The organism is Streptomyces sp. NPDC060031, from assembly GCF_042736805.1.
Taxonomy (GTDB): Bacteria; Actinomycetota; Actinomycetes; order Streptomycetales; family Streptomycetaceae; genus Streptomyces.
The window spans coordinates 15916-38171 of the sequence record NZ_JBHWVM010000068.1; the positions used below are offsets into that span (position 1 = coordinate 15916).

Genomic DNA, 22256 nt, shown 5'->3' on the forward strand with positions numbered 1-22256 from the left:
GCCCGTGCGCGCTTGGCCCGTGCGGCCTGGCTGCGGGCAAACAGCAAACGGTGAAACTCCACTTCAAGTCCGGGCCGGCGGCGCCCTTGAGCCACTGACCGCCGGACAGGTGGGGTCAGCCCATATCGCCTTGACAGATCGCCTGAGCGGTTGCCAGGGTTGTGGTCGTAGATCAACGGTGCACGGATTGGGCTCTGGCCTGCATATCTGTACATCGTTGAAACGGGGGAGAGGGTTCGGTGAAGTTAGCGCAAGAATTAATATTAAATGTGGCCACCTGGATTCCCGACGGCAGGGAAAGCGCGAGCGCGATGGTCGCCGCCGGACGCTTGACCGTCGGTGACGCCGAGGACCTGGCACTCACAGAGGTGCCGGTCTCGGAAGATCTCGCGGCACCCGAGATGGCTGTTCGAGCCGCTCGCCGTGTACTCGCCGACGCCGCGTGGGACCCGGCCCGCATCGCCCTTGTCGCCCACGGGTGGACCTATTACCAAGGGCACGACTTCTGGTCGCCGGCCCATTACATCGCCCATCACATCGGCGCCGGCGCCGCTCTGCCACTGGGCGTGCAGCAGATGTCCAACTCCGGGGCGGCTGCTCTGGGGATCGCGGCGCAGAAGCTGGTCGCCGATCCGCGGGCCGAGGCGGCCCTGGTCACTACCGGGGACAGGTTCTCCCTGCCCGGCTTCGACCGGTGGGCGTCGGACTACGGCGTGGCCTACGGCGACGCCGGTACGGCCGCGCTACTGCGACGCCGGGGACCGGACGAGCGTCCCGGGGCTCTGCGTCTGCGCTCCTTGGCCTTCGTCACGGACGCCTCCTTCGAGGAGATGTACCGGGGACGCGACCACTTCAGCGTCGCGCCTCTCGCGCACGGCGGCGGCCGCGTCGACGTCAAGCGCCCGAAGAAGGCCTACCTCGAAATGCACGGGGGCATCGAAGGATTCCGGGGCGCGGCCTTGCGGTGCGTGAACCGAGTGCTCCGGCTTGCCCTGGCCGATGCCGAGGTGGAGACGGAGGACCCCCGCATCGTGTGCGTGGTCCTGCCCCGGTTGGGCGACAGCGTTCTCGACCTCATGTACCGCCCCGCGCTGGACGCTGCTGTGAAGGCGGAGGTCTTTGCCGTGCGCGAGTCCAGCGGCCACCTCGGAGCCGGCGACCTGCTGGCCAACGCCGAGCACATCGTGGTGTCCGGGGCACTGAAGTCCGGAGACATCGCCGTGGTCCTCGGCGGCGGCGGCGGCTTCACCTGGTCGTGCACAGTCCTGGAAGCCCTGTAGCCACGGGACCAGGCCGCCGCCCGGAGCATCTCGGGCGTCAAGTCATTTCTCTTTCCCGGCAGGCGACTTCGCGTCCCAGGCCGGAGCGGAAGGAAACCCAAGCAGTGAGCAACGCATACGACGTGATCATCAACGGCGCGAGCGTCGGCGGATGTACCGCGGCCATTCTTTACGCACAGCAAGGGGCACGGGTGGCTCTGTTGGAGCGCCGCTCCGACATGGACGCGCACAAGGTCCTGTGTACCCATTACATCCAGGCGTCCGCGTACCCCGTCATGGTGGCGACTGGTCTGGACAAGGCACTGGAGCAGGCGGGGGCCATCCGGAACACCGCCCACTACTGGACCCGTTGGGGCTGGATCACACCGCCGCACGACGCGGCCGGCGCCCACGGCTACAGCGTGCGCCGGGAAACCCTCGACCCGCTGCTACGGCGCCTGGCCGCAGGCACCGAGGGCGTGGACCTGAAGCCGGGCCACACGGTGAACGAGCTCCTCGTCGAGGACGGCCGCGTCGTGGGCGTCGCCGGCACCGCCGGCGAAGAGGCCTTCTCCCTGCGCGCCCGGCTCGTCGTCGGCGCGGACGGCAAGGAGTCTACGGTCGCCCGACTGGCGGGGGCCCGACTGGCGGGGGCCCGTGCCGAGACGACGGAGAACGGCCGCTTCAGCTACTTCGCGTACTTCAAGGGCCTTGCCCGGCAGGCGGGTGACGCCGCACGCGTCTACTACCTCGAGCCCGACAACGCGTACGTCATGCCGATGGAGGACGACGTCACCGTCATCGCGGCCGTCGTGTCGAAGCCGCGGCTGGGCGAGTTCAAAGCCGACCTGGAAGGCGCGTACATGAACTTCGTGCGCTCCCTGCCCGAGGCTCCGGACATCGACAGTGCCGAACGGATCTCCAAAATCATCGGAACGGTCAACTACCCGCTCATCTCCCGCGAGCCGGCCGGCTCGGGATACGCGCTGATCGGCGACGCGGCTCTGGCCAGCGATCCCCTGGCGGCCGTGGGGTGCGCCTGGGCCATGCAGTCGGCCCAGTGGCTGGTATCGGAGAGCGCGCCCGCCCTCACCGGTGGGGGCGACGCGACAACCGACACCGCCCTCGACGCCGCGCTCCTGAAGTACAGCGCGCGCCACGCCGCGGAGACCGGGCCCCACCACCACCTCATCGCCGACTTCGCGACGGCCCGTCCCTTCAACGAGATCGAGGAGTTCTCCTTCTCGGCAGCCGCGCGCGACCCCGAAATGGCCGCGCACTTCCACACCTTCGGCTCCCGTCTCATGACGGTGGAGGAGTTCCTGTCCCCCGAAATCGTGGCGCGTATGGAGAAGGTCAACGGACACGGCCTGTCCGAGGCCGTGCTCCGGCAGTTGGCCGGGGAGGACGCGGCCGGCGGGGACGAGGACGGGGGTGCGAGCCGAACCAGCAGCACGGGTCACACGCACCAGGAACTGTGGGATGCGTGGAACCGGCTCTGGAACGGCGACTACGCCATCGCCGACGACTACGTCTCCCGGACCATGCGGGTCAACATCCCCGAGTTCGGCATGCCCGACCCCGCGACGCTGAGCGACGGCCCGCAGATCGCCGCCTGGATAGCGGCCTTCCGGTCCTCCTACGCCGACGACGCCGCCATCACCGGTGAGCTCGGCCCCTTCTTCGTGGGTGACTACGCCATCGGCCGCTGGGTCTTCCGCGGCACCTGGACGGGCGACCGGCCCGCGACGGCCACGGCTGCGCCGGGCACCGAAGTGACCTTCCGTGGAGTGGACATCCTCCGCTTCGAGGACGGCCGGATCGCCGAGTACTGGCTCAGCGACGACCAGCTCGACCTCTATGCCCGGCTCGGCGCGGTGGCAGGCGCCGAGTCCGGGGGTTCGCAGCAGGCGGCCCTGCCCGCCCGCCTGGCCGGGCTCAGCCCTGACGCCGGCCGCGCCGTACTGGTGGAGCGGGCCCTGGACCTGGTGGCGGAACTCCTGGAGGACGAGAAGGTGAGTGCCGCCGCCGGCACCGCGACCTTCCTCTCCCTCGGACTCGATTCCCTCACCGCGGTCGAGCTGCGCAACCGCCTGCAACAGGAAACGGGCCTGCGGCTGCCCACCACGATGGCCTTCGACTTCCCGACCCCCCAAGCCCTGGCCGGCCATCTCTGGACGCGTCTCGCCCAGACGGCCGCCGCCGACCCTGCGGATCCCTTCGACGTGCTCGCCCGACTGGAAGAACTGGCGCCCGCTCTCGCCGAGACCGGCCAGGAAGCGCTCCGTAGCGAGATGGCCGACCGCCTCGTCGGCCTGGCCAAGCGCCTCGCCCCGGCCCCCGGCGCCGCCGGGGAGCAGATCGAGAAGGCCTCCGCCGCGGAATTGTTCGCCTACCTCGACAGCAGGCTCGGCGCGGCCGAGGACCGATGACCCGTCACCGCCAGACGAGTCAGCCCGCCCCCACGCGAAGCAGAGAGACAAGGCGCATGTCCGACGAAGCAAAGCTCCTGCAGTACCTCAAACGCACCACCACCGAACTGAACCGGGCCGAGACCCGCCTGCGCGAGGTCGAGGAGCGCTCGCGCGAGCCCCTCGCGATCGTGGGAATGAGCTGCCGTTTACCCGGCGGTGTGAGCACGCCCGACGAGCTGTGGAACCTGGTCGACGAGGGCCGGGACGCCATCACCGATTTCCCGACCGACCGGGGCTGGGACCTGGAGAACATCTACGACCCCGATCCGGCCCGCGTCGGCAAGACCTACGTCCGGGCCGGCGGCTTCCTGCACGATGCGTCCGAGTTCGACCCGGCGTTCTTCGGGATCTCGCCCCGAGAGGCCCTGACGATCGACCCGCAGCAGCGGCTGCTCCTCGAAACCACCTGGGAGGCGTTCGAGGACGCCGGGATCGTCGTCGACGACGTGCGCGGTACGAACACCGGCGTGTTCGTGGGGATCATGTGCGACGAGTACGGTCTGCGCTTCCTCAAGACGCCGATCGAGGGCATCGACGGGTATCTCGGCGTGGGCAGCGCCGGCAGCGTCGCCTCCGGCCGCATCTCCTACACCTACGGTTTCGACGGCCCGGCCGTCACCGTCAACACGGCCTGCTCCTCCTCGCTCGTCGCCCTGCACCTCGCCGGTCAGTCGTTGCACCGCGACGAGTGCTCGCTCGCTGTCGTCAGCGGCGTGATGCTGATGGCGACCTCATTCTCCTTCACCGAGTTCAGCCGCCAGCGCGGACTTGCCCCCGACGGGCGGGCCAAGTCGTACGCGGAGGGCGCGGACGGCACTGCCTGGGCCGAAGGAGCCGGAACTCTCCTCGTCGAACGTCTGTCGGACGCGCGTCGCAAGGGCCACCGCGTTCTCGCGGTCGTCCGGGGCTCCGCCGTCAACCAGGACGGTGCCAGCAACGGCCTGACCGCCCCGCACGGGCCCTCCCAGGAGAAGCTGATCCGGGAGGCCCTGGCCTCCGCCGGGCTCACGGCGGCCGACGTCGACGCGGTGGAGGGCCACGGAACGGGCACCAAGCTCGGCGACCCGATCGAGGCGCAGGCGTTGCTTGCCACGTACGGGCAAGGACGCGGGGGAAGCCCCCTGTGGCTCGGTTCCCTCAAGTCGAACACCGGGCACACGCAGTCCGCCGCCGGCATCGGCGGGATCATCAAGATGGTCAAGGCGATGCAGCACGAACGGCTGCCCAAGAGCCTGCACATCGACGCCCCGAGCTCGCACGTGGACTGGGAGAGCGGAGACGTACGGCTGCTGACCGAGCCGGTGCCGTGGCCCCGGGCCGGCCGGCCACGGCGTGCCGGTGTCTCCTCGTTCGGCATCAGCGGTACGAACGCCCACGTCATCATCGAGGAACCGCCGGCGCAGGAGGCAGCCGTGCCGGCGCCCGTCGACGGCGCCCTGGTGCCGTGGATCCTCTCGGCCCGCAGCGCCGAAGCCCTGCGCGGGCAGGCGGCCAAGCTCCACACGGCGCTCGCGGCCCAGCACACGGCGGACGCCGCTCTCACCCTCGCCACCGCCCGGACGCCCATGGAGCAGCGCGCCGTCGTCATCGGCAGCGACGCCGGCGAACTGCTGCGCGGAGTGGAAGCCGTCGCGGCCGGTACTTCCGCGGCCCACGTCGTACGTGGCACCACCCGCAACACCGGCCGCACGGCTTTCCTTTTCACCGGCCAGGGAAGCCAGCGCCTGCAGATGGGGCGGGAGCTGCACGCCGCACACCCCGCGTTCGCCCAGGCCTTCGACGCCGTGTGCGATGCCCTCGACGCCCACCTGGACGTACCGCTCACCAAAGTCCTCTTCGCCGAGGACGATCCCGAACGGCTCCTCAACCGGACCGAATTCACCCAGCCCGCGCTCTTCGCGGTCGAGGTGGCGCTCTACCGGCTCGCCGAGTCCTGGGGCCTCCGCCCCGACTACGTCACCGGGCACTCCATCGGCGAGATCGCCGCTGCCCACGTGGCCGGAGTCCTGTCCCTGTCCGAGGCGGCCAAGCTGGTCACCGCCCGCGGCCGGCTCATGCAGGCGCTGCCCGGCGGCGGCGCGATGACCGCGGTCCAGGTGACCGAAGCCGAGGCGCTGGCCGCCCTGGCCGGCCGTGAGCACCTCGCATCGATCGCGGCGCTCAACGGTCCGCAGTCCGTGGTCCTGTCCGGCGACGCGGACGTCGTGGCCGAGATCGCCGGACACTTCCGCGATCAGGGCCGCAGGACCAGGGACCTCCCGGTCAGCCACGCGTTCCACTCGCCCCACATGGACGGCATGCTGGACGAATTCGCCGCACTGGTGGCCGGCCTGTCCTTCTCCGCGCCGCAGATCCCCCTGGTGTCCGATGTGACCGGAGCACTCGCCACCGCCGAGGAGCTGTGCCGCCCCGGCTACTGGGTCGAGCACGTGCGCCGCCCCGTGCGGTTCAGCGACGCCGTCGAGACGCTCTACGCGGAGCGGGTCCGCACCTTCGTGGAGATCGGCCCGGACGGTACGCTCTCCGGCCTGGTCAAGGCGTGCCTCGGCGACGAGCGCCAGGCCCTGGTCGTACCACTGTTGCGGCGGGGCCGTGCCGAGCCGGCGGCGGTGCTGACCGCGCTTGCCGAACTCTTCGTCCACGGCGTCGCCCCCGACTGGCAGGCGGTCCTCGGGGATCTCGGCGGACGCCGCGTCGACCTGCCGACGTACGCCTTCCAGCGCGAGCGCTACTGGCTCGACGAGCCCACCACGGCCGGGGACGTCACCTCGCTCGGGCTCAGCTCCCCCGAGCATCCGCTGCTCGGAGCGGTGACCCACATCGCCACCGACGACAGTGTGGTGTTCACGGGCAGGCTGTCCCAGCAGTCACACCCGTGGCTCGCCGACCACGTCGTCCACGACACGGTCCTCGTACCCGGCACCGCGCTGCTTGAACTGGGCAACCGGGCCGCCGCCCACGTCGGCTGCGACGTCGTGGAAGAACTCACGCTCCAGGAGCCCTTGGTGCTCCCCGCACAGAGCGCCGTCCGCCTGCAGCTCACCGTGGGCGCGCCGGAGCAGGACGGCCGCCGCGCGGTCGTACTCCACTCCCTTCCCGAAGAGGGGCCGGACGAGAGCGGCTGGATGCGCCACGCCGCCGGCTGGCTGGCCCTCTCCAATACCGCCGCGGCTCCCGAGGGGCTGACGGACTGGCCTCCGCACGACGCCTCAGAGGTGGAGCTGGACGGCCTGTACGACCGCCTGGCCGACATCGGCTTCTCCTACGGGCCGGCCTTCCAGGCGCTGCGCGCCGTCTGGCAGCGGAACGACGAGTTGTTCGCCGAGGTCGCGCTGTCCGCCGACCAGCAGGACACGGCAGGCGCCTTCGGCCTGCACCCGGCGCTGCTCGACGCGGCCCTGCACGCCCTGGCCTGGGACGGGATACGCCACGGCGACGCCGTGGGCCGACTCCCGTTCTCCTGGAACGGCGTACGACTGCACGCCGTCGGCGCCGATTCCCTGCGTGTGCGGTTCTCACGCGAGAACCCCGACTCGATCGCCCTGACCGTCGCCGACCAGGAGGGCAACGCCGTCGCCTCGGTGGAATCCTTCGTCTCCCGTCAAGTCGCCGGAGACCGGATCGGTGGGGGCCGCCGTACCTTCAACGACGCGCTGTTCCAGGTCGAATGGGCACAGATCAGTGCTCCTGCCGCCTCGGCCGTCGAGGAGAGCTACCAGTACTTCGCCTCTCCCGCGCAGCTGCTCGACGCCCTCGCTTCGGACTCGGTCAGCGCCGGGGCAACGGTGGTGGATTGCGTCCCGGCCGCTTCGGACGATGTCGCCGCCACGGTCAGGACCACCACCGGCGAAGTGCTGGCCCTCCTGCAGCAGTGGCTCGACCGGGGACCTGAGGGCCCCGCCCGGCTCGCCCTCATCACCCGGCGGGCCATCGCCGCCGGTGCCGAGGACGACGTGACCGACTTGGCGACCGCTCCCGTGTGGGGACTGGTCCGCTCGGCCCAGTCCGAGGCTCCGGGGCGCTTCGTCCTGGTCGACCACGACCACCAGGCCACCGCCGGTCCCGACATCCCCGGTCTGTCCGCGGCCCTCGCCACGGGCGAACCGCAGGTGGCCGTCCGCGACGGCGTGCTGCTGACACCGCGACTGAAGACCAAGACCGTGTCGACTGCCGAAGCCGACTCCCCGGGAGCCGCCTGGCAGGGCACCGTCTTGATGACCGGTGGCACGGGCGGGCTCGGTGCGCTGCTCGCCCGCCACCTCGTGACAGCACACGGGGCACGACGTCTCCTGCTGGTCAGCCGTCGTGGTCCGCAGGCCGCAGGCGCCGAAAGCCTGGTCGCCGAACTGGCCGAACTGGGGGCGAGCGCCAAGGTTGTGTCCTGCGACGTCACCGACCGCCGGGCTGTCGCCGAGTTGCTGGCAGCGATCCCTGCGGAACACCCGTTGACCGCCGTGGTCCACACGGCGGGTGTGCTCGACGACGGCATCCTGACCTCGCTGACCCCCGCGCGGCTCGACAAGGTACTCGCCCCCAAGGTCGATGCCGCCCTGCACCTGCACGAGCTCACCCAGGACATGGACCTGGGCGCCTTCGTGCTCTTCTCCTCGGTCGCCGGCACCCTCGGCAGCCCGGGCCAGGGCAGCTACGCCGCGGGCAACGCCTTCCTCGACGCCCTCGCACACCACCGTGCCCGGCGCGGGCTGCCCGCGACAGCGCTGGCCTGGGGCGTATGGGAGCCCACCGGTGGCATGGCCGACACACTGCAGGACGCGGACCTCAAGCGGATGGAGCGCTACGGCGTCCTGCCCGTCTCCGCCGAGCTGGGCATGGAGCTCTTCGACGCGGCATGCGGGGATTCCGCCGCCGCACTGGTGCCCGTGCGGCTGGACCGCAAGGCCCTGCGCACCTCCGGCCAGGCCCTGCCGCCGCTGCTGCGGGGACTCGTGAAGACCGCCGCACGCCGCGCCGGCAACGGGGCGCAAGCCCTCCCGTCCGCCGTCGGCGGCTCTGCGGCTTCGGCCGAGTCCCTGCGCGAGAAGCTGGCGGGGCTGCCCGAGGACCGCCGTCTCAAGGCGGTCACCGACACGGTGCAGGACATCGTCGCCGCCGTGCTCGGCCACGGCAACGTCGACGCCATCGACACCGAAACCCCCTTCCGGGACCTCGGTTTCGATTCGCTGACCTCGCTGGAGCTACGCAATGCGCTCAACCAGGCGACCGGCCTGCGACTGCCGGCGACCGTCGTCTTCGACCGCCCCAGCGTGGGCGACCTGTCGGAGCACGTCTTCGGTCAACTGGGCACCCTCGCGCCCGGTGCGCCGGCACCGGCCGCGCCGTCGGGCACCCTGGTCCCGCTCTTCCGTGCCGCGCACGAGAGCGGGCACCTCGACCGGGCGATCGCACTGCTGGTGTCGGCGGCGGGGATCCGTCCGCGCTTCGAGGACGCGGCTCAGCCGCCGTCGTTCCCGCGGGCGTCCGGCCCCGCTCAGGCGCCGGTCGTCATCTGCTTCCCGTCCATGATCGCCATTTCGGGGCCCCAGGAGTACGACCAGTTCACCGCGCACATCGACGGCCGCGCGGTCTCGGTCCCGCCACTTCCGGGGTTCACCCCGGACCAGCCGCTGCCGGCCTCGCTGCCGGCCCTCGTCGACCTGCTGGCCCAAGGAGCGGCCCGACTCGCCGACGGCAGGCCGCTGGTACTGCTGGGCCGCTCCACCGGCGGCTGGATCGCGCACGCCGTGGCCCAGCGTCTGGCCGAACAGGGCACGGCCCCGCGGTCCGTCGTACTGATCGACACCCTGGCGAGCCCGCTGGACATCAGTGATCTGTCCATGGTCGCCGACCAGATGCTTGACGAACACAGCAGCCAGTGGCTCGACGACGACCGGCTCATCGCGATGGGCGGATACATCCAGCTCTTCGACGGATGGACTCCGCAGCGGCTGTCCGTGCCCACTCTCCTCGTACGTGCGGGGGAACGCACCGGCACGCACGACCGGCCGCGCTGGCCGCTCGCGGACACCACGGTGGATGTCCCCGGCGACCACTTCACCATGCTGGCGGAGCACGCGGGGACCACCGCGCAGGCCGTCACACACTGGCTGGACTCGGTCCTCGCCGGGACGGACCGGGACGGAGCACGGTCATGACCGCTCCGATCGCCACCCTCGAACGGGTGGAGAGCCATCTGCCGGACCGGCGGGTCGTCATAGAGAGCCTGTCGGAGCCGCTGGGCCTGAGCCGGGCCAAGATGTCGCTGTTCCGCAAGGTCCACGGCCTGCACACCCTGCACCAGGAGCCCACGGCATCGCTGTTCGACCTGCTCCTGCCGGCGGCCCGGCAGGTCGTGGACGGCCTCCGGGACCCGCGCCGGATCCGGTTCGTGGTCTACGCGCACGCCATCCACGAGGTCGCGCCGGCCGGCTTCGACGCGGCCACCGCCCTGCGCGACGCACTCGGGCTCACTGACGCGGAGGCATTCGCCCTCAGTCAGCAGAACTGCGCCAGTGGGCTCGGGGCCGTCGAGGTAGTGGCCCGGCTCCTGGCCGACGGCGACCCGGCCGACCGGGCTCTGCTCGTCATCGGCGACAAGCCGTACTCGCCGTTGATCCAGAAGGTGCCGAACACGGCCCTCATGGGAGAGGGCGCCGCGGCGTGCCTGATCGCTGCGGCAGGTTCGGGCGACCCCGTCCTTTCCCACGTCAGCCGCACCTTGGGGCAATACGCGCGCCTGATCTCGCTGCCCCCGGAGGAAGCGGCGCTGTACGGCAAGGCATACGCGCCGGTGCTCGCCGACGTGATCCGCAGGGCGGTGCGGGAGGCCGGACTCGCCCTGGAGGACATCGACCTGGTGATCCCGCACAACGTCAACATGCTGGCCTGGCGCAACACCATCGCCGAGCTGGGCATCCCGGCGGACCGCGTGTTCCTGGAGAACATCGCCCGCTACAGCCACTGCTTCGCCGCCGACCCGTTCGTCAACTACGCGACGCTCCGCGCCGCGGGACGCCTCGTCGCCGGCCGGCACTACCTGATGGCCGGGGTCGGTGCCGGAGCGACGTTCACCGCCCTCGCCCTGACCCACCGGGGAGGTGCGAGGTGACAGCCACCGAGCGGAGCCGGACCCGCTTGCCCGCCTGCCCGTCTGCCCGACGAACCTGGAGAGTGCGATGACGGCGCCCGTCACGACATTGGAGGCCGTGGAGTCCTTCACACCTGAGCGGATCGTGCCCATCAACCAACTGGCCGACAGGCTCGGCCTGCGCAGGACCAAGCTCCGGCTCTTCGAGCGCGTCCACGGGCTCAAGGAGATCCGCTTCGACCAGGAACTCGACCTGTTCGACGTAGTGCTGCCGGCGGCGCGACGCATCACGGCCGACCCGCTGGTGCGGGAACGGATCAGGTACGTCGTCTACGCGCACACCACCCAGGCGGTGGCGCCGGCACACATCAGCCCCGCCCAGGAGATCAAGGACCGCCTCGGGCTGGCCGATGCCGAGGCATTCGCCCTCAGTCAGCAGAACTGTGCCAGCGGCATGGCCGCGGTGGACACCGCCGCGGAACTGCTCAGGGCGGAGGGCCGACCGGGCGACCTCGCCCTGGTGATCACCGGCGAACAGGCGTTCTCGCCTCAGATCCAGCTCATCCCCGACGTCGCCATCATGGGCGACGCCGGAGCGGCCTGCCTGCTGACGCTCGACGGCGGCGGAGACCGCGTGCGCTCGTACGCCACCCGTACCCTGGGTGAGTTCTCGGCGGCCATGCTCCTCGACGAGGAGAAGTCGCTGGAGGTCAGCAAGTTCTACGCGCCGGTGCTGGCCGAGGTCGTACGTGAAGCGGTGGCTCAGGCGGGGATGACCCTCCCCGACATCGACCTGATCATCCCGCACAACGTCAACCTCCAGTCCTGGCGCCAGACCATCGGCGAACTGGGCATCGACCGCTCCCAGGTCTTCCTCGACAACGTCGAGCGCTACAGCCACTGCTTCGCCTCGGACGTGTTCCTCAACTACACCACGCTGCGCGACGCCGGCCGCCTGACAGCAGGGCGCAACTACCTGTTCGCCACGGTCGGTCTCGGCGCCACCTTCGCCGCCATGGTGATCACCCATCAGCACACCGACCCGACCGGGGGCACGGCATGACCAACTCCGGCGAGTTCCAGGTACAAGGCCTGCCCGTCTCCGAGATCGCCGCGGAGTTCGGCACGCCGCTGTACGTCTACGACACCGACGTGCTGCGGGACGTCTACCAAGGGCTGCGCACCCGCATGCACCCCGGAGTCGACATCTTCCTGTCCCTCAAGGCCAATCCCAACATCAGCGTCATCGGTTTCCTGGGCACCCTCGGGGCGGGAGCCGAGGTCTCCTCGCTGACCGAGCTGGAAACGGCCCGTCGCGCCGGGATCGCCCCGGGGGACACGATCTTCCTCGGGCCGGGCAAGACCCGCGCCGAACTGGAAGCGTGCGTGGCCGCCGATCTCCACGCCGTCGTCTGCGAGTCGCTGGAGGAACTCGAAGCACTCGACGACCTGGCCGTCGCGTCCGGGCGCGAGCGGCTGCCGGTGATGCTGCGCATCAATCCGGGCTTCCGCACCAAGGGATCCGGGCTGGCCATGGGTGGGAAGCCCCGCCAGTTCGGCATCGACGAGGCGGAGGTGCGGGCGGCGCAGCGGTTGCTGAAGGGGCTGCGCCGGGTGGACGTCATGGGCGTGCACGCCTACATGGGCACCCGCTTCCTCAACCACGAAGACCTGGTCCACAACACCCGGCAGATTCTGGCGATGGCCGAGTCGTTGTCCACGGAGACCGGTATCGAGCTCAGGACCGTCGACTTCGGCGGGGGCTTCGGCGTTCCGTACTTCGACAACGAGACCGAGCTGGACCTCCCCTCACTGACCGAGGGGATCAACGAGGCCGTCACGGAGTTCCTCGACCGGCACCCTGAGTGCCGCCTCCTCAACGAGCTCGGCCGCTACCTCACCGCTCCGTGCGGCACGTACGTCACCCGGGCGCTGTTCGTGAAGGAGTCGATGGGCGAACAGTTCGTCGTCGCCGACGGCGGCACCAACCACCACATGGCCGCGGTGGGGGTCGGCAGCTTCGTCAAGCGCAACTTCCCCATCCGCTCGCTGACCCGGTACGCCGAGGAGCCCGTCGGCACCTACACGGTCACCGGCCCGCTGTGCACACCCAACGATGTGATCGGCAAGCGGGTGGCGCTCCCTCCCGTCACCGCCGGCGACCTCATCGGCGTCGAACTCTCCGGCGCGTACGGCCCCTCCGCCTCCCCGGGGCTCTTCCTGAGCCACGGGTTCCCCGCAGAGGTCATGGTCCATGACGGCACGGCCCGCCTGGTGCGGAGCCGGGACACCGTCGAGGACCTCCTCGGCAAGCAACGACTCATCGATTTCTGATCACCCCCACAAGGAGCATGACCATGGACAACAGCACGATCGTGGCGCAGGTCGAGACCGCGCTCGGCGAAGTACTGGAGCGCGAGGTCACCGGTCTGACCGAGGACATCCGTCTCTTCGAGGACCTGCACCTGGACTCCACCTCCGTGATGGAGATGCTGATGGAGCTCGAGGACAGCATGAAGATCGTCATCGATCCCGAGAACCTCGACATGGACGACTTCCAGTCCATCGGCACCCTCACCGAGTACCTGCGCCGGATCAGCCCCGAGCCGCAGGACGCGGGTGAATGACATGACGACCGTAGCCGCGTCATCCGTCGTCCGGGCGCCGGACGGCCGTGCCTTCCACGAGGACCAGGCCATCCTCGGCTTCTATCGCGATCTGGTCGAGCCGTTCGGCTCGACCGTGGACGAGCAGTTGCTGCGCGACGGCCGCAACGTGTTCCACAAGGACCTCGTCGACCGGCTGGTGGGCAGCGAGGACATCGACGTCGCCGCCGACCTGGTCATCGTCACCCACGCGCTGCCCGACGTGCACCCCTTCACCGCGGTCGCCTCGCACCTCAACATGCTGCTCGGGGGAGGTGCGCAGAGCTTCAGCATCAGCGAACAGGGGTTGGCCGCTCCGTTCACCGCGCTGCGGATCATCTCCGCCTACCAGCGCGGGGGCCGGTCCGAGCGCGCGGTGCTCGCGGTGCTGGAGCAGACCACTCTGCCCACTCCGCACCCCCTGGTGGACTCCGGCGACCTGGTGGACTCCGGCGCGCTGCTCGTATTCGAGGGCGGCCAAGGTCTGCAGGTCGGGGGCGTCGAGTCCTTCCCCGACGCGGAGGCCACCTCGGCCCGGCTGAGGGAACTGGCCACGGACGGGGGCGCCGATACGCTCCTCGTCCTGGGCCCCTGGGTCCAGGAGCAGACGTCGGAGGCCGGGGCGCAGGTCCACCGGGTCTCGTCCGGCAGCTACTGCACCAGCGTATGGCTGGACCTGGCCCAGCACTGGCGGACATGGCAGAGCGACTACCGGCGGGTCGTCCTCTGCGACGTCGACCCGCTTTCCGGCCGTGGGCAGTTGGCCCTGTTCACCACCGCTGCCGTCGCCACGCCCTAGCGGAACCCAGCGGATCAGGGGCCACCACGCCCAGACGAAAGGAACGGACGCGAGATGCGCATCGGGGTCGACGTGCTCGCCCTAGGTGAACTGGACCGGCTGAACACCCGCGGCTGGTTCCGCCGGCACACCTACGACCAGGAGGAGCTGGCGCTCGCCCAGTCGCTGTCACCGAGCCGGGCGCGGGAATTCCTCGCCGGTCGGTTCGCCGCCAAGGAGGCCGTCCTGAAGGTCCTGGGTACGGGCTTCGGCAAGGGAATCAGCCCCGCGCACGTCCGCGTACTGCGCGACGACCGCTCCGCCCCCGTCGTCCGGCTGGCCGGAGCGGCCGCGCGGCGGGCGGCCGAGCTCGGACTCGGCACCATCGCGGTCTCCATCGCCCACAAGAACGAGTGCGTTGTCGCCGTGGCGATCGGCGGCGCCGCCGACGACGACCCGACACTCGGCCCCGGCCAGGCCGCGGTGGCCACCCGGGTCGCCGTACAGAAGATCGCCCGCTCACGAGCCGGCATCGGAACAGCGAGGAACGGCAATGCCTGAGGAAGTCAGCGCCACCCTCAGGGTGCGCATGAGCCAGCAGGACGTCCACTACGGCGGCAGCCTGGTCGACGGCGCCCGGCTGCTGCAGTTGTTCGGGGACCTCGTCACCGAAATCACCATCCGCAGCGACGGCGACGAGGGTTTGCTCACCGAGTACCAGCGGGTGGAATTCCTCGCTCCGGTGCACGCGGGGGATTTCATCGAGGCCACCGCACGGCTCGTCGCCCGCGGCAGACTGCGAAGAACCGTCGAGTTTACCGCGCACAAGACCATCGAGGCCCGGTACGACCTCGGGCCCACCAGAGCCGAGGCGTCCGGAGAGCCGACCCTGGTCTGCCGCGCCGTCGGTACCGCGGTCGTTCCCCCGGCCGCCGCACGCCGCAGAGCCCGGGAGGCCGCCCCCACGAAGGACCCGGCCCCAGCCCCTCCGTCCCGGGTGTGACCCGGGCATTGAGCAATATGACCGAAGGACTTTCCTCATGACCACCCCCACCTCGGCCACAGCCCTGCCGGGCCGTGTGCTGGCCGTTGCCGTGTGCAGCGCGTTCCTCGTCGGCCTCGATTCGATGATCACCGTGCCGCTGATCCCCGAGATCGCGGCCGACACCAACACCGCCGCCCGTGCCGGCGGTCTGTTCGTCAGTGCCTACGCGCTGTTCTTCGCCCTCGTGGCACCGCTGTGCGGCGCCATGTCGGACCGCCTGGGACGGCGCCGGATCCTCTGCACGGGTCTGGTGATCTTCGCTCTGGCCAACGTGCTCACCGGCCTGGGTGGCGACTTCACCCTCATCCTGGTCAGCCGCGCGGTCGCCGGCCTCGGGTCGGCCATGATCATGCCGAGCGTCTACGCCATGATCGCCGAGAACTTCCCGTTCGAGAAGCGCGGCAAGATCATGGGCATCGTCGTGGCCGGCCTGCTCAGCTCCACCGTGCTCGGCGTACCGCTCGGCTCCTACCTCGCCTACCTGATGACCTGGCGCGCCGCGTTCTTCGCCGTCGCGGTCGTCGCCGTCGCCGTCTACCTGATGGTCCTCCTGCGGCTGCCGGCCGTGGCTCCCAAGGACCCGAAGGAGCGGGCTCCGGGCCACCCGGTGGCCGGCTACCTCGGCATGATCCGACGTGCCGTCACCACACCGGCGCTGCTGTGTGTTCTGGGCTCGACACTGCTGTGGAGCGCCGCCCTGTACGGCATGTTCTCCAACATCGGAATCTTCTTCGCCGAGCGCTTCGACTTCAACGAGGCCCAGACCGGATTCGCGATCATGGGATCCGGAGCGGGCAGTATGACCGGCGCCCTCCTGGGCGGACGGATCGCCGACCGGCTCGGCAAGCGCCGTGTGCTCGTCGTCGCCGCAGTGGTGGCGGCCGCAGGGGTGACCGCCGTACCGCTGATCGGCAAGCACCTCGTCGCCGTGCTCGTCGTGTTCATTCTGTGGGGCACCGCCGTCGGCGTCGGGCAGCCCGCCCTCAATGCCCTCGTGAGCGAGCTCCGCCCGGAAATGCGCGGCACCGCGCTGGCTCTCAACGGCTCGGCGCAGTACACCGGCATGATGCTGGCCACCAGCATCGCGGCGGCCCTCCTCCAGGGCAGCTTCTCCTTCACGGTCATCGGCGCGCTCTGCGGGGTCTGCGCCTTGGCCGTCCTGCCCCTACTGATCGGGGTACGGGTCACCGCGCCCCAGGAGACCCCGGCCCAGCCCGCCACCAGGACGGAGACCTCGGCATGAGCGCCCCTGCCGGCCAGGAGACGGATCCCGGAAAGATCCTCTTCGAGCGGTTCGTCGATCTGTGGAACGGCGAGGTGGACTTCCCGGACGCCGCGGAGTTCATCGCCGACGAGTTCACGGTGCACAGTGCCGAACTCGCCCGCTACCTGGGTTTCCCTGATTCCAATCGGATCACCACCCGTGACGGGCTCCTCGACTGGGTCGGGGCCGTCCGTGGGCTCCTCCACGACGCGCGGTTCACGACCGATCCCGGCCCCATCCGGGACGGCGATTACGTGGCCGGCGGCTATACGGTGACCGGTACGTATGCCGGCGGAGCTCCCAAGGCGACCGTCGAGCCCGGAACCCCCGTGCGGTATGCGGGCATGTCCATCGTGCGCCTGCAGGACGGCAAGATCGCCGAGTACTGGGTGCTGTCGGACGCCCTGGGCCTCCTGTCACAGCTGGGAGCCGTGACAACTCCCTGACTGCCCGCCCTTACCCGTATTCAGAGGATTGTTGACCCATGCCTGAAATATCCCTACTGCACGATGTGCTGGACTCGGCCGCCGAACGGTGGCCGGACCGCCCCGCGGTGTCCCGGCTCGGCTCGACCGCGACGTACGCCGAACTACGGGACGCGAGTCTGCGGCTGGCCGCATGGCTCCACTCTGAGGGTGTTTCCCGGGGACGACGGCTCGTCATCTCCCTGCCGCCCAGCCCACTGGTGCCCGCACTCGTCTTCGCAGCCTCGCGCGTCGGCGCCGTCTACACGGTGCTCCACGAGCAGGTCGTCGGAGCACCGCTGGAGCATGTCCTCGGCGACTGTGAACCCACCCTGGTCGTGGCCGACGGCGCGTCCGTGCTGGACACCGTCCGCGCCCTGGGCATCAACGCAGTCACCGCACCCCAGGCACAGGCACGGGCGTTCCCCGTCCCGGCCGCACCGGCGCACTCAGCACAGATGCTGCCCGCACCCCTCGCCGTCGACCCGCTCTCCCTCATCTACACCTCGGGCACGACCTCGGCACCCAAGGCCGTGGTGAGCACGCACCAACAGGCCGTCTTCGCCGCCCAGGCCATCCAGCAAGTCCTGGACTACCGCGCCGACGACGTCGTCTACTGTCCGCTGCCCCTGTCCTTCGACTACGGGCTCTACCAACTGTTCCTCGGCGCGCTCAGCGGATCCCACATCGTGCTGGGCAGTGCCGCCGAAGCCGGGCCGGCGCTGCTGCGCAACCTCCTGGAGAGCGGCGCGACCGTACTGCCGGCCGTCCCCTCGGTCGCCGAATCCCTGGCCTGGCTGCTCAAGCGTGCCTCGCGGCGACCCGCCCTGCGCCTCGTCACCAACACCGGTGCGGCCCTGTCCACCGAGACGCTCAACGCCCTGCGCGCGGCGATCCCGGAGCTGAAGGGGCAGGTGATGTTCGGACTGACCGAGTGCAAACGCGCCACCATCATGCCCCCGGACGGTGACCTGCTCCGCCCTGGATCATGCGGCCTGCCGCTGCCCGGCACCGAGGTCTTCACCGTCGACGAAGAGGGCAACAGACTGCCGGCCGGTGAGATCGGCGAGATCACGGTCCGCGGTCCGAACGTCATGTCCGGCTACTGGCGGCGTCCCGAACTGAACCAGCAGAAGTTCCCGCTCCGCGACGGTCTCTTCCCCGAACTGCGGACCGGCGACTACGGCCGGCTGGACGAAGACGGCTACCTGTACTTCTCCGGTCGTCGCGACGACCTCTACAAGGAGCGAGGTTTCCGGGTCAGTGCCACCGAGGTGGAGGCCGCGGCTCACCGGATCCCGGAGGTCGCCTCCGCCGCCGTCCTCCCGCCGTCCGGGAAGAAGTCGGCGCTGCTTGCCGTGGTCACCGACCTGGAACCCCAGGCCGTCCTCGAGCGGATGCAGGAGCAGATCGAGGAGTACAAGATTCCACGCCGCTGCGTGGTCCTTGAGACCCTTCCCCTGAGCCGCAATGGGAAGGTGGATCGCAAAGCACTGGCGGCCCTCCTCGAAGACCGGGCCCGCTCGTCCACCACCGTGTGCTGAGACTCCGGGCGCTGACTGTACGGCTGGGTCGTGAGGGCTGCGGCGTGAGATTCCGCTGGCGGCGACGAAGTCGCCGCCAGCGGTGTTCTGCTCGGAGGTGCCTGTCCGGACGGAACGGGGCCGTAAGGGTGGTCTGTCCAGCAGCTCGTCCAGCAATGTGATCCTGCGGGCTCGAGCCTCGACGGCGGCGGTGGCGGTGGCGGTGGCGGTGGCGGTGGCGGTGGCGTTAACGACCACAGCCACCTCATGTACCAGCCCGCCGCAGACGGTGCGAGCGGCAACTACGGCTGCGTCATGCTGACCTACCTCGATCCACTGGGTGGTCGAGGTGATGGGGAGCGGGAGGCCGGCCATGTAGTGGGCGATGTCGGCGAAGTAAGCGTAGTCCCCGGTCGCGGTGAGGATCTGGAGGCGGGCGATGTCGGCGGTAGTGCGGCCGGTCTCGCCCCGGACCGCGTGGTGGAAGGCCACGGCGAGCTCGAGCGCGGCCTGTGCGGCCGTGATGCCCGAGCCGTGAGCCTCAATACGGAGCAGCTCGGCGCGGTCGTCGACCTCGCTGCCGGTGGTTCCGGCGTCGCGGACGAGGACGGCGATCAGGGTGGTGAGCCGGGTGGCGCGCAGGTCGAGCCCGTTGATGAGCTGTTCGGCAAGGTCGAGCTCGTCGTCGGCGACGGCCGGGTCGGCGAACGCGAGAACGAAGGCGCGCTGGGCCTGGCTGGTGGCGCGTTCACCGGCGGGGCCGCGGGCCAGGACCAGGGTGCGGGCGGTCTCGTCGAAGAGGTCGAGCGCTGCCTCGTCGCCGAGGGTCAGGGCCAGGCGGTCGGCGAGGAAGTGCCGGACGATCACAACGGCGTCGGCGAGCGACTGCTCGACACCGAACTCGGCGGCCGCCGCCCGGCCGGCCTGCAGGACTGCCGGGTGCCTGTAGGGCAACTCCAGCTCGGGGACGAGTCCTTCCTTGCGCCACTGCTCGTACGGGGCCGGTCCTGCAGCATCCCGGCGCGCCCGGTGGTGATCGGTGGGATGCCCGGAGGGTGTCCGGCAGGCACGGCCGACAGCCGCGTTGCAGGACGGGCACTCCACCCGCCGGTCCCAGGCCCGGGCCAGGCCCACCAGCTCCCCTGAGCGCGCCCGCTTCTGCCAGGGCCCCCAGCTCTCCCCCGTCACCACTCCCCCAGCCCCCTCCCGCCGCGACCGCGCCGCACACGACACCGGCACGGCCCCGGCCGCAGAGCACGGCGGGCGGCCGGAGCCGCACGAGCCGCAGGCCGGCGCCTGAAGGCCGCTCTGCCCTTCAGGCGCCAGTACGGCGTTCGTCGTCCAGGTGGGCCATGGCGTAGCCGTGCTCATCGGGATGGCGGGCGAGGCGGGCCATCACCCACGCAGTCTTCGCGTCCATGCCCTCGCCGAAGTCGGCGGCCAGGCGCCGCGCCTGCCATGTCGTACGCGGGGCGAGGACCCACCGTGCGAGCGTGAAGCGGACTCTGCCGGTGCCGGCCGTCGCCGGGCCGGCCCCGTCGGGGACGTCGGCGGAGGGGAGAGGAGCATGGGGATCGGGCACGATCGCGAGTCTGGTGTCGGCCGTGCCCACGGCGGCGGCTGTCGGGCCGGACATCACCGGAACGAGGTCCTCGCGCCACCGTGGTTGACGCCCGGGCCTCCACGGCTGCCGCCCGCGGTGGAGAATCCCGATCATGTCGAAGCCTGCCGCACCCGCCGCGCCAGCAGCGTCCTTCCTGCTGACCATCCCGCAGGGGCACGCCGCCCGGTCGGCGACTCGTCCGACAACGCCCTCGCGGAGAACCTGTGGATGCTCATCAAGACCGAGTGCGTCCGCGGCCGCGTCTTCGCCACACGTGCCGAGGCGAACCTCGCCCTCTTCAACTATATCGACGGCTTCTGCAACCCCCGCCGCATCCAGAAACGACTCGGCTACCTCAGCCCCATCGAGTTCGAAGAGAAGCACTACGCCAACCAGGCAGCGACCGAACCAGCGAACCTGAAACCACGTCAACCCGCCCTGACCAGCTAGTCAGCACCTCCCGCGCGGGGGGAACCTCACAGGTCGGCGTCCGCGCGGGCGGAGGTTTCCCAGGCCACGACCCTGCGGGAGAACGCGTCGCGGATCGCGGAAAGCCACAGCGGGCCCTCCAGTGTCGTGATCATGGTCAGGTCGGTGACCCACAGCCGGTTCGGCATGTTCACGGTGAAGTCGCGCTCGACCAGGTCAGGAGCCAGTTCCCCGTCCGGGTCGCGACGGGTGAATCCCTTGCCCCGGCGGGGGCTGATCCCGGCGAGGCCGGCCTGGCGCATGAGGCGTTCGACTCGCTTGCGGCCGACGCGGGTGCCTTCGCGTTTCAGGACGGCGTGCACGCGTGGTGATCCGTAGATCCCGCCGGACTCGTCGTGGACCTTGTGGATCCGGTCCGTCAGTTCGGCGTCCCGGCGGCGCCGCTCGCACGGTTCCTTCTCGGCCTGGCGCCACCGGTAGTAGGTGGAGGAGGGGACATGAAGTTCCCGGAGTACGGGCTCGACCCCCAGGTGCGGGTGCTCGTCGAGGAGTCCTGTCACCTGGGCCGGGTCGGGTCGAGCTGGGCCGCGAAAAAAGCCGAGGCCGTCCGCAAGACCTCGTTCGCCCGCTTGAGCTGGACATTCTCCTTCCGCAGGACGCTCAGTTCCTCGCGCTCGGCGGTCGTGAGTAGGTCTCCCCGTTCGCCGGCGTCGGCCTCGGCCTGACGGATCCAGTTCCGCAGAGCCTCGTGATGCACGCCGAGCTCCTCGGCCATACGACGGATCACCGGCTTCGGCTCGGTGGTCCGGTACATCCGGACCGCACGCTCACGCAACTCCAGCGGGTACTTTCTCAGTGCAGGCATCGCCTGGACTCCTCTCATGAGACCCACCTGACTCCCTGTCACCACTTCCCGCATCTCGGGGGAACCTCACTCAGGCGGGCGGCAAGCCGCGGGTGGCAACGGTCATGTGGGGACCTAGCCGGGAGGGCCGCACGACGGCTGTACTGCGGACAGGCCGGCGCCGGTCCGGCCACGGCCCAGTCATGCCGAGGTCCGCAGCGAAACGGCCTGCGGAAGGAGGACCGCTGCCCCGGACCGCTGGGCGTTCGGCTCGGGCTCGGTGCAGGGCAACGGTTTCGGTGGCGGCGAACCCGTTCCCGGTCGTCGGTCCATGACGTGGGCAGATACAGACGGCGGTCGATCAGCGTGCGGCCGCGGGCACCGGCATAGGCGAGGAAGACACCGACCTGGCAATTTTCCGTGCGTCCCGCCGTTCCCTAGTATTGGCGCTGGACGCCGGCTGAGCAGATGCCCTTCTTCAGGAAGCCGGTGTCGTCCACGATCAGCACCGCACCCGGGTCACCGAGATGCTCGACGACGTAATCGCGGACGTCGTCGAGGACTTCATCGGCGTCCCAGTCGCACCGGTTCAGCAGCCGGTGCATGCGGTCCGGGCCCCCATGCCCAGCCTCTTCCGCGAGTGTCCAGCCGTTCTTCCGCGCCAGCGGAGATATCAGTCCCCGCATATACGCCAGCGCCGACTCACGCGGCTCCGACCGGGCAAACCGGTGCACGAACCGCTCGTGCACCTCACCCAGACCCGCCGACCATGCCCTCACATCACCAAGTACCCCACCCATAACCAGACCAACGACCAACCTGGCCACCAGTCACGCCAAACGCC

General features: G+C 70.3%; 18 protein-coding genes and 1 pseudogene. 15 read left to right on the forward strand and 4 right to left on the reverse strand.

Going from position 1 to position 22256, the window contains the following annotated elements; all coding sequences use genetic code 11:
* Window positions 1–239 precede the first annotated feature (239 nt).
* The 14 genes from ACFWB8_RS26205 (at window position 240) to ACFWB8_RS26270 (ending at window position 19682) form a co-directional block, all read left to right on the forward strand.
* On the forward strand, window positions 240–1280 hold the full coding sequence (locus ACFWB8_RS26205; protein ID WP_385231858.1) for a ketoacyl-ACP synthase III family protein: 1041 nt from the start codon (window positions 240–242) through the stop codon (window positions 1278–1280).
* 104 nt (window positions 1281–1384) lie between these two features.
* Window positions 1385–3691 (forward strand): FAD-dependent monooxygenase, encoded by a 2307-nt coding sequence (locus tag ACFWB8_RS26210; RefSeq protein ID WP_385231861.1) that lies wholly within the window; start codon window positions 1385–1387, stop codon window positions 3689–3691.
* Window positions 3688–9885 (forward strand): type I polyketide synthase, encoded by a 6198-nt coding sequence (locus tag ACFWB8_RS26215; RefSeq protein ID WP_385231864.1) that lies wholly within the window; start codon window positions 3688–3690, stop codon window positions 9883–9885. The genes ACFWB8_RS26210 and ACFWB8_RS26215 overlap by 4 nt, the downstream gene beginning before the upstream one ends.
* Window positions 9882–10838, forward strand: a complete 957-nt coding sequence (locus ACFWB8_RS26220; protein WP_385231867.1) for a 3-oxoacyl-[acyl-carrier-protein] synthase III C-terminal domain-containing protein — start codon at window positions 9882–9884, stop codon at window positions 10836–10838. Before ACFWB8_RS26215 ends, ACFWB8_RS26220 begins: the two co-directional genes overlap by 4 nt.
* A gap of 67 nt (window positions 10839–10905) precedes the next feature.
* Window positions 10906–11880 (forward strand): 3-oxoacyl-ACP synthase III family protein, encoded by a 975-nt coding sequence (locus ACFWB8_RS26225; RefSeq protein WP_385231870.1) that lies wholly within the window; start codon window positions 10906–10908, stop codon window positions 11878–11880.
* On the forward strand, window positions 11877–13151 hold the full coding sequence (locus ACFWB8_RS26230) for a type III PLP-dependent enzyme (protein WP_385231873.1): 1275 nt from the start codon (window positions 11877–11879) through the stop codon (window positions 13149–13151). Before ACFWB8_RS26225 ends, ACFWB8_RS26230 begins: the two co-directional genes overlap by 4 nt.
* Window positions 13152–13174: 23 nt before the next feature.
* The gene (locus ACFWB8_RS26235; RefSeq protein WP_385231876.1) at window positions 13175–13444 is read left to right on the forward strand and encodes an acyl carrier protein; all 270 of its coding nucleotides are present in this window, start codon (window positions 13175–13177) and stop codon (window positions 13442–13444) included.
* A gap of 1 nt (window position 13445) precedes the next feature.
* Window positions 13446–14261 (forward strand): hypothetical protein, encoded by an 816-nt coding sequence (locus ACFWB8_RS26240; RefSeq protein ID WP_385231879.1) that lies wholly within the window; start codon window positions 13446–13448, stop codon window positions 14259–14261.
* A 54-nt stretch (window positions 14262–14315) separates the two neighbouring features.
* On the forward strand, window positions 14316–14801 hold the full coding sequence (gene acpS, locus ACFWB8_RS26245) for a holo-ACP synthase (RefSeq protein ID WP_385231882.1): 486 nt from the start codon (window positions 14316–14318) through the stop codon (window positions 14799–14801).
* Window positions 14794–15243: a hotdog fold domain-containing protein gene (locus ACFWB8_RS26250; RefSeq protein ID WP_385231885.1), complete on the forward strand. Its 450-nt coding sequence runs from the start codon at window positions 14794–14796 to the stop codon at window positions 15241–15243. The genes acpS and ACFWB8_RS26250 overlap by 8 nt, the downstream gene beginning before the upstream one ends.
* Window positions 15244–15280: 37 nt before the next feature.
* Entirely contained in the window at window positions 15281–16528 is a 1248-nt protein-coding gene (locus ACFWB8_RS26255) for an MFS transporter (RefSeq protein WP_385231888.1), read from the forward strand.
* On the forward strand, window positions 16525–16995 hold the full coding sequence (locus ACFWB8_RS26260) for an ester cyclase (protein ID WP_385231891.1): 471 nt from the start codon (window positions 16525–16527) through the stop codon (window positions 16993–16995). Before ACFWB8_RS26255 ends, ACFWB8_RS26260 begins: the two co-directional genes overlap by 4 nt.
* Before the next feature lie 38 nt (window positions 16996–17033).
* Window positions 17034–18557 (forward strand): class I adenylate-forming enzyme family protein, encoded by a 1524-nt coding sequence (locus ACFWB8_RS26265; protein WP_385231894.1) that lies wholly within the window; start codon window positions 17034–17036, stop codon window positions 18555–18557.
* Window positions 18558–18803: 246 nt separating this feature from the next.
* Window positions 18804–19682, forward strand: a complete 879-nt coding sequence (locus tag ACFWB8_RS26270) for a hypothetical protein (protein ID WP_385231897.1) — start codon at window positions 18804–18806, stop codon at window positions 19680–19682.
* A gap of 169 nt (window positions 19683–19851) precedes the next feature.
* On the opposite strand, the gene ACFWB8_RS26275 is transcribed toward ACFWB8_RS26270, so the two are convergent.
* Complete coding sequence (locus ACFWB8_RS26275) at window positions 19852–20118, reverse strand: hypothetical protein (RefSeq protein ID WP_385231901.1); 267 nt, start codon at window positions 20116–20118, stop codon at window positions 19852–19854.
* On the opposite strand from ACFWB8_RS26275, the gene ACFWB8_RS26280 reads away from it, so the two are divergent.
* Window positions 20104–20589, forward strand: coding sequence for an IS3 family transposase (locus tag ACFWB8_RS26280; protein ID WP_385231904.1), 486 nt, complete (start codon window positions 20104–20106; stop codon window positions 20587–20589). The two genes, ACFWB8_RS26275 and ACFWB8_RS26280, sit on opposite strands and share 15 nt — an antisense overlap.
* Window positions 20590–20615: 26 nt before the next feature.
* Here the strand turns inward: ACFWB8_RS26280 and ACFWB8_RS26285 are convergent, their stop codons facing one another.
* The 3 genes and pseudogenes from ACFWB8_RS26285 to ACFWB8_RS26295 form a co-directional block, all read right to left on the reverse strand.
* Complete coding sequence (locus ACFWB8_RS26285; protein ID WP_385231907.1) at window positions 20616–21128, reverse strand: IS3 family transposase; 513 nt, start codon at window positions 21126–21128, stop codon at window positions 20616–20618.
* On the reverse strand, window positions 21125–21433 hold the full coding sequence (locus tag ACFWB8_RS26290; RefSeq protein ID WP_385231910.1) for a transposase: 309 nt from the start codon (window positions 21431–21433) through the stop codon (window positions 21125–21127). Before ACFWB8_RS26290 ends, ACFWB8_RS26285 begins: the two co-directional genes overlap by 4 nt.
* A 38-nt stretch (window positions 21434–21471) precedes the next feature.
* Window positions 21472–22212, reverse strand: a pseudogene (locus ACFWB8_RS26295) (IS701 family transposase).
* Window positions 22213–22256 lie beyond the last annotated feature (44 nt).